The sequence below is a fragment of the Acidaminobacter sp. JC074 genome (assembly GCF_022496765.1).
Lineage (GTDB): Bacteria > Bacillota > Clostridia > Peptostreptococcales > Acidaminobacteraceae > JABXKX01.
The window spans coordinates 1-12,910 of the sequence record NZ_VANV01000027.1; the positions used below are offsets into that span (position 1 = coordinate 1).

General features: G+C 33.6%; 11 protein-coding genes. 10 read left to right on the plus strand and 1 reads right to left on the minus strand.

Annotation, left to right across the window (positions count from 1 at the left end; translation table 11 throughout):
• Positions 1 to 104 precede the first annotated feature (104 nt).
• Positions 105 to 842, minus strand: a complete 738-nt coding sequence (locus EZV73_RS23940) for a potassium channel family protein (protein WP_240842980.1) — start codon at positions 840 to 842, stop codon at positions 105 to 107.
• 320 nt (positions 843 to 1,162) lie between these two features.
• On the opposite strand from EZV73_RS23940, the gene EZV73_RS23945 reads away from it, so the two are divergent.
• From EZV73_RS23945 to EZV73_RS23990, 10 genes are all read left to right on the plus strand, one after another.
• The gene (locus EZV73_RS23945) at positions 1,163 to 1,651 is read left to right on the plus strand and encodes a hypothetical protein (protein ID WP_240842981.1); all 489 of its coding nucleotides are present in this window, start codon (positions 1,163 to 1,165) and stop codon (positions 1,649 to 1,651) included.
• A gap of 420 nt (positions 1,652 to 2,071) precedes the next feature.
• The gene (locus EZV73_RS23950) at positions 2,072 to 2,692 is read left to right on the plus strand and encodes a response regulator transcription factor (RefSeq protein WP_240842982.1); all 621 of its coding nucleotides are present in this window, start codon (positions 2,072 to 2,074) and stop codon (positions 2,690 to 2,692) included.
• A complete protein-coding gene (locus EZV73_RS23955) occupies positions 2,682 to 3,752 on the plus strand; it encodes an ATPase, T2SS/T4P/T4SS family (protein ID WP_240842983.1) in 1,071 nt (356 codons plus the stop codon). The genes EZV73_RS23950 and EZV73_RS23955 overlap by 11 nt, the downstream gene beginning before the upstream one ends.
• Positions 3,752 to 5,314, plus strand: coding sequence for a sensor histidine kinase (locus tag EZV73_RS23960; RefSeq protein ID WP_240842984.1), 1,563 nt, complete (start codon positions 3,752 to 3,754; stop codon positions 5,312 to 5,314). Before EZV73_RS23955 ends, EZV73_RS23960 begins: the two co-directional genes overlap by 1 nt.
• Positions 5,304 to 6,437 (plus strand): signal peptidase I, encoded by a 1,134-nt coding sequence (locus EZV73_RS23965; protein WP_240842985.1) that lies wholly within the window; start codon positions 5,304 to 5,306, stop codon positions 6,435 to 6,437. The genes EZV73_RS23960 and EZV73_RS23965 overlap by 11 nt, the downstream gene beginning before the upstream one ends.
• Positions 6,437 to 7,483 (plus strand): DUF5305 family protein, encoded by a 1,047-nt coding sequence (locus tag EZV73_RS23970; protein ID WP_240842986.1) that lies wholly within the window; start codon positions 6,437 to 6,439, stop codon positions 7,481 to 7,483. Before EZV73_RS23965 ends, EZV73_RS23970 begins: the two co-directional genes overlap by 1 nt.
• 111 nt (positions 7,484 to 7,594) lie before the next feature.
• Positions 7,595 to 8,317: a hypothetical protein gene (locus EZV73_RS23975; protein WP_240842987.1), complete on the plus strand. Its 723-nt coding sequence runs from the start codon at positions 7,595 to 7,597 to the stop codon at positions 8,315 to 8,317.
• A gap of 92 nt (positions 8,318 to 8,409) precedes the next feature.
• On the plus strand, positions 8,410 to 9,222 hold the full coding sequence (locus EZV73_RS23980; RefSeq protein WP_240842988.1) for a hypothetical protein: 813 nt from the start codon (positions 8,410 to 8,412) through the stop codon (positions 9,220 to 9,222).
• A 310-nt stretch (positions 9,223 to 9,532) separates the two neighbouring features.
• Entirely contained in the window at positions 9,533 to 11,257 is a 1,725-nt protein-coding gene (locus tag EZV73_RS23985) for a methyl-accepting chemotaxis protein (protein WP_240842989.1), read from the plus strand.
• A 9-nt stretch (positions 11,258 to 11,266) separates the two neighbouring features.
• Entirely contained in the window at positions 11,267 to 12,835 is a 1,569-nt protein-coding gene (locus EZV73_RS23990) for a bifunctional diguanylate cyclase/phosphodiesterase (protein ID WP_240842990.1), read from the plus strand.
• Positions 12,836 to 12,910: the final 75 nt, after the last annotated feature.

The window sequence follows — 12,910 nt, forward strand, 5'->3', positions numbered from 1 at the left end:
AAGAAGTAAAACTCATATAAGAGACTGCTTTAGCAGTTGCATGTGAGCGTAAGCGGTTGGCGGACTTTTCAGAGAGCCTTAAGGCTCAAGCGTGTCCCATGCCCTTATAGGGCTGAGCAAACTACCCGCTGAGCGGGTAGTTTTGATTTTTTGCTTCTTATAAAATCCAAATAGGACATGACTTGTGACTTTTCTTCTTTAGATAAGTCAGAAATGTCTATGGTGTCTTGTTTTGAGAATTTCTTTCTAGCCCTTGTTGTAAAAAAGGATGCGATAGAACCTGTTAAGACGCCTAGAAATCCAATACCAATAATCATCATAAATATGGCGATGATCCTACCTTGCATAGTAGAAGGTGTATAATCACCATAACCGACAGTGGTCATGGTTACAAATGAAAACCATATGCCATCTTGTAGAGTGGTGATATCATTTTCTAGTCTAAATAAGAAACCGCCGCCTATAATAGAAAGAAGCAAGACAACGAGGATGACGTAGTAGAGTGAGTTGTGTCTCAGCATTTGATGAACGGTCTGAAAGAAATCTCTGACTCTAGACTTTCTTATGATTCTAAAGACTCTAAAAATCCTAAATGCCTTAATGAATGGAATAAAGGCTAATATTTCTAACCAGTTTTCTTTTAAGAAGGTTCTTTTATTATCAGCTTCTTTGTATCTTAATAGAAAATCGATGGCTAAGACTAAGATAAATACCAAATCCACAGTGGATGATGTATCTGGATCAAATCTTGAAAGTCCAACAAAAAATAGAAAATATTCAATAACAATTAAAATTGCAAATACATCTATAACAGTCTCTAGTTTTTTTCTAGCAGTTTTCATAATTAACCTTTCTAATAAAATATGATTGATACTCATTATACCATGAACCATGAGGCTTGGCATACCAACCAGGCATTCTAATTCTGTTAAATATGTTTAATTCATAGCGTAAAACTTCGTTAGTGTTAAATATATTTAATTCTATGACAGAAAATCTTGTTAGTGTTATATATATTTAATTCTATAACAGAAGACCTTACTACTGTTATTTAATTACTCTGAGAAAATGATTTTGTGATAAGCTAATAATGTGATGTTTTTCTATGATTTATCAAAACATTAAGTTATGTAGGAATATGAGTAATCGGAAAGGTGATTGTATGGTGAAAAAAATTCGAGTCGTAGAATTTTCAAAGAAGAAAATACAGTTTATAATCGGATATAGTATCTTGCTCTTATACAGTCTGGCTATGTCCACAAATATCGTCCGTTATGCCTTTGAAATGTCTTCAAAGATGAAGGTAGATGAATTAACGGTAGATGGTACTGACATGAGCTTCATTGCAGATGTTTTCACGAGCATTGCCTCTTCGGTGATTAGTGTATTAAATGTGATCTTGTTTCTTGTTATTATGATGGCCTTATACTTTGTGTTTAGGTGGCTCTTCTTCAGATCTGTTACAGAAGAGAAAAAAGAGTTAGTTAGTGTTGTTCGAAAGACGGTTATATTAGGATTGGTTCTTGTCTTTTTAGGTGGATTGTTCTGGTTTGACCTCATAAAGGGACTCATGTTCATTGGATTGAATATACCCATACTTTTATCAGGCTATATGATCATTGATAAAATTAAGAGAATTGAAATAGATTAGAGACGAAAACGACAAACTTAGATTTGTCGTTTTTATTATACAATAATAAATTATGATATTTATGAAATGACATTAAAAGGATCGTTAGGGTATTAAATTATGGATGAACACTTTTAAGCTAGAGGATATTATGGTCATCGTTTTGACTGGTCAAAGTTCTAAATATAATCATTTAAACTAACATTTTGCTTTCTTATAGTTCAAAATGTAATTTTGTTGAATAATTTATCAAGATTAAGTACTTTTTTCGACCTTTTGGCTAAATAGACTTAATATGTGCTAAATAGGCAGAAAGTATAAGAAAGTTTAAAAGTTTCATGTAAAATGTAATAGCAAGTTGACATGGGAAAAGTAGGGAATAGCATATTAGTAAACTATTTGTTGTATGTGTTCAATATTGGTTGAGAATAGGGAGGCTTAATGTTAATTACAGTATTAGATGATCATCCCCTAATCAGAGTAGGTATTAAAGGGGCAATTAAAAATTCAATGGGTGATGTAACTGTTGAAGGTTTTGAATCGGTAGATGAGATGGTCGAGTTTTCAGAGAACAATCCAGTGGATATCGCCATTACTGATCTATCCTTAAGAGATCAGAGTGGATTTGAATATATTCGTTATGTAAATGAACAGCATAACTCTATTAGGTGTATTGTCTATACGTCATCCAATGAGTACAGAGATTATAAGAATGCCATAGATCTTGGTGTAAAGGGCTATGTAAGAAAAGATTCATTACCTGAAGATTTGATGTATGCTATTAAATCTGTTCAAAGAGGGAGATCTTATGTGGATTCCTATTTTATGGATCATAAGTTTTACTACGATGATTTTAGTCGTATCTTAACCAATAGAGAGTTTGAAGTTTTTAGATGCATTGGGAAAGGTTTTAACAATACAAAAATCTCTGACAAGCTTTTTATATCGATTAATACGGTTAAGAAGCATGTTAGTCAGATATTTAGTAAGCTTCAAGTAACTGACAGAACAGAGTTGGTTTTAATGGCTAATGATTATTTTGGAGGTCAATATGACAATTGATCAGTTTGAAAAAATGCTGATAGATATTGCAAAGAAGGGTGTTAAAGAATATCATTTAACACCTGGTGCAAAACCTTTTATTAGAGAGCATGGGTTAATTTCAGAAGTGAGTGAGGCTGAAGTCGTTTCCTTAGAATATATGAATCGACTGGTAGCCTCGATTTTGTCTAAAGAAGACCAAGTACAGCTTTATGCAGACGGTGCTTTTGAAACTGCTTATTCTATAGAGAATATTGGTCGCTTTAGGATCCGTTTTGGTAGACAAAGATCCAGTTTAACCTTAGTGATCTTTATTAAGTCGACTTCTATTCCTAGTGTAAAGGATCTAAAAATACCTGAATCTGTCATCGGAAAAATGAATGGATCTTCAGGTCTTCTTATTGTCACAGGTGAAACCAAGTCCAATAAAACGACAACCATAGCTTCTCTATTAAGTGAGGGTTCTAAAATAAGACCTAGGATTGTTACCACTGTTGAAAATCCAATAGACTACCTTTTATCACATGGAAAAGGCATCGTCAACCAAATGGAAGTTGGTGTGGATATTAAGTCTACAGCCAAAGGTATTAAAGAAGCCATCAACAATCACTCTGACATCATCTATATCAGTGATGTTCAAACGAAAGAGGAATGGCAGCTTGTTTTTGATGCTCTAGAAAAGGGCTTCTTTGTAATAGTGTCAATGAACTCAAGAGGCATTGAAGCAGCTATAGACCATATGTTATTTCTATTTAATAAAGATGAGCAGCCTTTTGTTAAAAGACTCCTTGCCCATCATTTAAATGCATTTTTATATGAAGTTAACGTAGAGATGCTAGATGGTAAAACAGCCGCTGTCTATGAAGTGCTTCTTAACAATAAGGCCGTTAGAAACATGTTTTTAGAAAATAAGTTAAAGCAGTTACCAGAGATCTTTAAATCATTTCCTAAGACAGAGATGAGAAGTATGGATATGGCTTTAGCCGACTATGTTAAGTCAGGTTTAATAGACAGAGATCTAGCAATCAGTAGATCTCATGATAAGTCAGATTTTATGAAACTTTTAAATGGGGTTAAGTAATGGTAGGAAATAAGAAAAGTCTTTTTTATGTGAGTTTACTATACAGACTATCAACGATTATGTTGATGTTTTCAATGATTCTTGCTGAGGACTTGTATAAGTCTTATTCATTAAATGATCCTTTTCTGATAATACTTTCTGTAAGTTCGATTATCATCTTATTCATATACAATCAAGTTCATACCCATAGAGATGTTGTAAGGTATGCAGTATTTATCGAAACTGCTTCCTTATTGGCCATATATTTCTTTACTGGTGGTTTGTATTCGCCGATTATTTGGTTAATCGTCAATCCAGCAGTATTCTATATGTTCTATTATAGAGAGTCCTACTTTCTACCTGCTCTAATTTTATTGTTTTCTATAGCAACATCCTTAGGACCTTATATCATAGGCAGCAGTTTTAGTATAGAAGCCATCATGTATCTTCCAGGCCTATTCTTATCCATTATGATGTTTGTTATCTTGTCTGTACTGTCTAGACAGTACAGTCAAAACTTAAATAGAAAGGATACACTCCTTGCTGTTAGAAAAACACTGAGTGAAGAAAGAAAGACCAATCATATTTTAAGAGAATCACTTTTTAATGCCTACTCTTTAGTAGACAGACTTTTATTAATAGAGGATGAAGAAGAGGGTGTGGATGAGATTTTTTCTTACATTACAAGCGATTTGATGATTGATGGCTTTTTTATAGTCAAGGATGTGCCTGATCAAGTCAGCTATTATTCTAGTGATGAAATCAAATCTCTTGTGGAAAATAAAACGTCTGATTATCACATTGAAACGTATGAACTTGAGGGTGATTCTTACTATGGTTATTTAGGTATAGTCTATCTAAATGAGAACAAGGCGAAAGCCTTAACCTCTTCTATACAGATAGAGCTCTTGGTTAAGCTGAGCACACTCTTTATGGATAGAAACCAGTTTAGAAATGCCTATAAAAAACTACTTATTAATGAAGAACAAAGACGTATAGCAGCTGAAATGCACGATGGCGTTAAACAAGATATACATGGTATTACTTACTTTATCTATAACATCTTAAATACCAGTGATAGCTTAGAGAAAGAGGAGATTATAGATAAGCTGAAGTTCATTTATGAAGCCATCAGCGAAACAACGACAGAACTAAGAAAGACCATTTACAAGCTTAATGATACAAGTGGCCAAGTCAAATGGACCAATCAAATTCAAACGGTCTGTAATAGACTGAAAAGCCAATACAATATTGATATGACCATTGATTATAAGAATGATGTTGATGATTTAGATATGTCAGTGGCAATCATTGAAGCCATGAAGCGTTGTTTAAAAGAAGCAACAGCCAATGCTGTAGAACATGGTAAGGCCTCTAGAGTGGATGTTGACTTTTCAAAAGTAGATAGTCATTTAAGACTTGTTCTCATCAACGATGGTCTACCAGTTGAAAGAGATAAAGAACCAGGACTTGGCATAAGAAACATGAAAAAATTAGCCATGGTGCATAAGGGTGATTTTTCACTAGATAACCTAGATGACCATGGTGTAAAGATGGAATTGAGTTTAGCCTATGAAGGATAAGAATAAAATAAAATTATACATAATAATCATAACAATTGGCTTAATTCAGTTTTTCAGTATTGAAAGTCTATTAGGTATTTCGAAGTATGCCAAGTATTATAAGTCAATTATATTTATCTCACTATTGATATGGATATATCGATTACCTAGAAAAAGAGCTAAGGTTAAGCTTTATTTTCAATCTGATTTCTTTGTATGGGCAATTGTACTAGGTGTGCTCTACTTAATATCTGTATTTTTAGGTGGTGTTTTAAATGATTTCGGAAAGAATCCTTATGATCATGACTTTAAAGGTATAGTTATTAACTTTATGATGTTTATCTTACCAAGGATAATTTCATTATTTGCAAGGCAATACATCATTAGTAGTTCAAGGCCAAATAAAAAGATGATGACTGCCATTATATTAACAATATTTATAGCATTAACTCAGTTTTCATTAACTCAGTATGTATCTAATGGTTTTGAAAAAGAGACCCTTATGTTTTTGGCAGGACAAGTGTTGCCAGTTATTGCAGCAGAAGCGCTTCTGACGTATTTAGTTTATATGTCTGGCCCTATACCTGCGGTTGTATATCTTTTAATAACGACATTGCCGTTCTATGTACTCGAAGTAGTACCTGATTTAGAATGGATTATTTCAGCTTTTATTAAGACGATACTTCCTCTTTTTGGTATGATGGTGCTTCACGAAACTTATGCCAGTAAAGCGAAGTTAGAAAAATTGAGAAACAAAGAAAAAGAATCTGCTCTAGGTATGGTTATAACAAGTGTTGTTTCAGTTATGGTGATATGGTTTGCGGTGGGCGTATTCCCAGTTTATCCAAAAGTGATTCTAACGGGTAGTATGAAACCAGAAATTATGCCTGGAGATATGGTTTTAGTAGAGTTCATAGATTATGAAGAAGTTAAAATTGGCGATCCGATTTTATATTCTTATGGTGAGATTGATATTTTACATCGTGTAATTGCAATTAGTGAAGACGGTAATCTATTTCAAACACAGGGTGATAACAATGCATCACCTGATCCGGATTGGGTGACACCAGAACAAATTAAGGCGATTCAAGTTGGTAAAGTACCTTTTGTAGGAAAGCCCCTCGTATGGCTTAGGAGTCAATGATGAAAAAAATATACTTAGATAGAAAAATAAAGATTTCTATAATTGTAGTAATACTATTAATATTAGCTTTTTTAGTCTTTAAAGTTTATTCAATAAACAGTAAAGAGACCTTTACTGAGGAAATTAAGACCATTTATTCTTATGAATGGGAAGAAAACATTGAATGGACCTCTCATCTTATAGATAACCCTATCATTAAGGAGAAGAAGCTAGATAAAACAAGGTTCATTTTTAAGGACTTAACTGATGAGATTACTCTTAATTTTAATGTGCCTATTACAACATCAGATCAAACATCTTTTGAAGGTGATGCCATGTTAGTTGGTACCCTTAAATCAATTTATGGTAACGAAAAGGAACTTGTTTGGCAGGAGACTTTATCTCTTGAAGAAGTAGATATCACCAACAAGGAGAATACCATCGTATTTGATGTAAGTGTTGTAGAAGACATTAAATCAATTAAGGATGAATTAGATTTATTAGATGAAGAATTTTCTTTACCAGGAGATTATATATTAGTTTATGAATTAGCTGTTGATGGTGAACTTGTCTCTAATGAAGAAAGATATGATTTTAAAATAAATCCACAAGTTGAGTTTTCAATCATGAGTAGCCTAACCAAGGGCTTAGAAACATTGTCTGAAACGATGACATTTAGTAAAGAAGAAACGGTTCAAATACCGCTTGATACCAATAGAGATAATCTAAGTAGTTATTATATTGCAATTGTGGTATTGATATTAATCCTTATCATTGTTACGGTATTTACAAAATCTAAATCTTCAAAAGATGCTTTTGATAAACTCGTTGATAGCCTCTTAAAAGAGTATGGTGATAGAATGGTTAGATTACCAAAGTCTTTATCATTGCAGTATGGTAATGTCATGAACATAGAAAATGAAAAAGACATGATCAAAACTGCAGATGAAATCAATCAACCAGTCTTCTATTACTATAACAATGAAGCTGAAGAAAGAAAGCTTGAAATGTTTATCTTTGATGATACTAGAGTTTATTATTACAACAAGTTTGGTGTTTTAGAATAGCATATACTACCCAGGTACCATAAAAGTATACCCTCCAGTGTGTTTTGATTTATCAGGTTAAATTGTATCATTACATTAGGTTGATAAACAAAGAAATATTGGAGGAAAGAAATGAAAAAATCAAGATTAATAGCGTTAACATTAGTCGTAGCATTAATGTTAATGGGTACAGCTTATGCTGCATGGACACAATCAATTAATGTAACTACAACTGCTACAACTGGTACACTAGAAGTTGACGTAACAGCTCGCGCAACAAGCACTATATTTGAATCAGAATATACAAAAAAAGTTTTTGTATATGACGAAATTGATGAATCAGCATTAGCGCAAACCAAGACTGAAATTACTGAAAGTGTATTAAATGAGAAGGGTGAAATTGAAGAATCTAAAGCTGCATCAATAGAGAATGGATCAATTGTCTTTACAGGCACAGAGTTTTTCCCAAATACACGTATGGCTGTTCATACAACGTTTAAAGGTGTTGGTAATGTGCCTGCAAGAGTCAAATTAGCGTTTGATGATAAGTACGATGATTATTCAATGCCTACTCTAAAAAGAGTAGCTGGCAAAGATATTGGTATGTATGATATTGATATTTTAAAGGTAACTTATGAAAATGATAAAGCAAAATATGAAAATGTAGTAAGATCAACGGGTGAAACTGTTAAAGAGGCTGTAGATGGACTTCCTGCATTTGTTGTAGAAGAAAATGATGAGTATATCGTAAGAATTTTTATGTATTTTGGTAAAGATTTAAAAGAGGGTCAATTAGCGGAAAACTCAAAATATGGAATGAAAATTGATTTAGAGTTTACTCAATACAATGATTAATTATTTTGTGGATGCACCTTTGGTGTATCCACAAAATTATATGATAAATGCTATACATGTTATGTATAGCTTTAGCAGATTAGGAGATATTGATGAAATTTAAGAAGTTTAAATGGATTCTTCTTTTTATAGTTGCTTTTAGTTTGATGGGGTTTGCCTATGGTGCATGGGAGCAACGCATCAATATGGAAGTTAAAATAAGCACAGCGTCTTTTGATGGAGAGTTATATTATGAGTCGAAAGAGGATCGAACTGTAACCAAAGAAAATAATTTTAAGAATCGCTATAAAGTTACAGTAGAAAGAGAAGAAGTATATAAAGAAAATGAAAGTGTTGAGATTGATGATACTATTGTTTTAGACAACCAAAGTGACATTCCTGCTAAGTACTATTTTTCTATAAAAGAGCCTGTTGAAACTGTTGTAACCATCAACTACTATACTATGGTAGAAGAAACTCAAGAAGTACTCGTGAAAAAGCAAGAGAGTGTGACTGAAGAGTTATCAAATGAAGAGAATGATAATTTGCCTGATGATGTTGATAATGAAAACGCTGCTCAAGAAACGGTTGCAGATGATTTTGTGGTCGAGACAAGGCAAGTGCTTGTAGAAAAGCTAATATCTAAATCTATAGAAATTCCCAAAGAAGAGTGGGCGTTTTCCTATAAGTTTAATGGGCATACATATCGTAATTTAGATTATGATGAGTTTATTAAAGCACTAGATAAAGAATTTAATGAAGGCATTGCTGCTGAATCAAAAAAGAAGATTAAAATCACTGAAAAAATGAACCCGGATTTGAAGAAGTATCTTGAGGACAATGGTGAAGAGGTTGTTAAAATTGACTCTTTTAAGGTCGAGTGGGTATATTCTTATGAGGTTAAACAAGTGCCGATTAATCAATAAATCATGATGGTTTTATGTAAAATAGTTAATATTTAAACAATGTCTCAAAATGTTAATAATTGTAAAAATGCGTGACAAATGCATAATCAGAAAGGTGATTATGCATTTTTTCATGCAAGCAAGTATACAATTACTGGAATTGCTAGCGTGATAATGGTTTTTAACATTTGATATGCAATTAGTTGAATATTCTGAACTTTAGACGATTACCCAAATATTAACAAGATATTAAACGTGATTATTTCTTTTAAAATTGGGCAAGTAAAATGGTAGATTTAGGGTGGTTGTATATATATTAAGGAGGTCTAGGATGAAATTTTTTACTAATTTAAAAATATCAACAAAGATACTATCAGGTTTTATAATTGTTACAATCTTTACTATTATATTAGGTTCTTTAGGTGTCATGATTACCAATGATATGAGTAGAAACATTGATACCTTATACGATGACAGAATGATACCTAATGAGATGTTAAATGAATTGCAACTGAATATCTCAGAAATCAAGTTTGTTATGGTAAGTCGCTATTATCAGATGGCTCTTGGACAAGTGAGTGATCTGGGTGATTTAAGTCAGGTTTTGTCTGATTTTCAAACAAAAGATGACGAACTCATGAAGGCTTATAAGGAAACTGAAATGATCAGTGAGGAAAAAGCATTGTTTGATCAAATGGAGAAGTCCTATGACAAGTTTGTAGGTGTTCAAAGTGCTTTGATTGGTGCGATTAACAATGGCCAATCAGTAGATCAAATTTTTGCTCAGGGTACTCAAGTTATTGAAGAACTAGAAAGTGACCTTGATGCACTCAAATCGCTTAACTTAGATATCGCAAGATCACTTAAGGAAAAAAGTGATGAGGAGAGTGCAGCTAGTAGAAGTCTATCTACAATAATCAGTGTCATTGTTTCAGTTTTATCTTTACTAATCGGTATTGTTATTACTAGGTCGATTGTTAAGGGTATCAAAGCTGCAGTAAGCCATTCTGAATTATTGGCTCAAGGTGATTTTACAGTTGAGGTACCAAAGTCATACATGGAGCAGAAAGATGAAATTGGCCAACTGTCAGGTGCCTTTGGTAAAATGACATCTAACTTAAGAGACTTAATTATACATAATAAGAAAAGCAGCAATGAAGTAAACTCTGCTTCTCAAGAACTTTCTGCCACTGTGGAAGAAATTGATGCACAAGTACAGCAAGTGGATGTTGCTACACAAGAAATTGCTGCAGGTATGCAAGAAACCTCTGCTGCCATTGAAGAAATTGTTTCTGCAGGTGTTCAAATTAAATCCTTCTCTGAGTACTTGATGCAAGAAGCAAATGTTGGCTTTGATAATGCTGGAGATATTGCGACTAGAGCTTATGACATGCAAGTAAACTCTAATAAATCAAAAGAAGAAGCACTGTCTATGTATGAAGAAAAACAAAGACTCATAGCTTCTTCTCTAAGAAAAGCAGAAGTAGTAAAGGAAATTGGCTTGATGTCTGATGCCATCAAACAGATTTCAGAACAAACCAACTTACTTGCCTTAAATGCGGCCATAGAAGCCGCTAGAGCAGGTGAACATGGCAAAGGCTTTGCAGTAGTTTCTGAAGAGGTAAGAAAGCTTGCAGAGGAATCTTCGCAGGCTGTGGTTAAGATAGGTGGTCTAGTAAGTGAAGTTAATGAGGCCTTTGAGGATGTATCAATTAATACCAGTGAAATCTTATCATTTATAGATAAGAAAGTTATTCCTGATTATGAGGTACTTGTTCAAACAAGTGAACAATATGTTAAAGATTCAGAGATGATTAAATCATCGATGGACCAGTTTAACAATCATTCTACTGAGATCAATGCATCCATTGCTGAAGTAACAGAAGCCATTGAATCGGTTGCAAGCGTCATTGAACAGGCAACTGCTTCTTCTACTGAGATTTCAGGCAACATGGATGAAGTGACAAAAGCCATAGAGGGTGTGACTCAAGTGGCTATAGAACAAGCAGAGATGAGTGAATCATTGAATATTAGTATTTCGAAATTTGCAGTATAGGGGTAAAAAATGAATGAACACTTAAGAATGTCCATGGTTTCAAGTATAATGGACCGCACACAAAGACCTGTTCTAACATGGGATGAAGGTGGTCGTATTAGGTCAATTAATCACATTGCAAGAAATGCTTCTTTTGAGAAAGGGCATATTAAGCATTATATAGCTGACAGTGATGATGATAAGTTTGACAGCATTATGGCGTGTCTGAATACATCACATACCATGGAGCTTGTGAGTGATGTTAATGATCAGTCCATGTTATGGACCCACATCAAAACTTTTGATGAAGCAGACAGGATGATGGTCTTTTCTATAGGTAATGCTATGATGACAGGGAATGTTGATCCATCTATGCTGACTTTGTTTAATAACAGGCAAGCATTTGAAGATGCGGCCAACATTCTTCTAGAAGAAGAAAAAGCTTTTACAGTTTACTTAATAGATATGGATGACTTTAAAAGTATCAATGAGCAACATGGCTATTCTTATGGTGATTACTACCTGGCTTGTTTGTTTGAAGCCTTTTACAAGCTATCTCTGATGACCTTCAGGTTATCCGGTGATCAAATGGCTTTAATTGAAGAATCAGTAGATGAAGCTACTGTCTTTGAGACATTAAATAAAATCCATGATATTGTAGATAAGACTTGTATGAATGACAGCATCAAGCATACTTCTACCTGTTGTGTTGGCATTTTGAAGTGTCCTGAATACGGAGATACCATAGAGGCAATAGAAAGACATGTGGACATTGCTATCAACGAAGCCAAGTCAAGAGGACCAGACTCTAATGTTATTTATGATCCAAATTTAAAAGATAAGCTTGATAGAAGACGCGGTATTGAACAGGGCATAAAAAATGTTTTGGCAACAGATGGGTTTGAAATTTACCTGCAGCCAATCTTTGATTTAGTTGACAATCAATATGATAAGTTTGAAGTTCTTCTAAGATGGCCTATTGTAGCAGGTAAGGAAATCTGTATTGGTGAAGTCATTGAAGTAGCAGAAAAAACAGGTCAGATTACAGACATAGATGCTTATGTGGTGGATAAGGTATTCTCTTTAATCAAAGAGTATGCTAGATGTGAAACATACTGCATCAACATATCTGCTAAGTCCTTTTATTCTGGTTGTTTCATCAACTATTTGGAGGACAAGCTATCTGAGCATAAGATCAATCCGAATCAAATTGAGCTTGAGATTACAGAGTATTCTTGTGTCAAAGAAATTGAAAAAACAAGGTTAAATATGGAAAGAATTAAGGCTATGGGCTTTAAGATAGCACTAGATGATTTCGGTACAGACTATTCATCTCTTAACTATCTAGGAAAGCTGCCGTTTGATACTTTAAAGATAGATAAGTCTTATGTGGATGAAATCCATAATCCATCAGATAGAATCATTTTAAAGCATTTAATTGCCCTTGCAAGAGACCTTGAACTTGAAACCATTGCTGAAGGTATTGAGCACGAAGATCAAAAGCTTATATTAAAGGAACTAGGATGTAAATATGGTCAAGGCTACTTGGCTTCTAGGCCGATGGCATTTAAAACCATGTTAAATATAGAATCTGATTAAGAGTGCTTAGGTACTCTTTTTCTTATCCATTCAAAATCATGCAACTCGTAAGTTGCATGATTACGAGTTGCATGA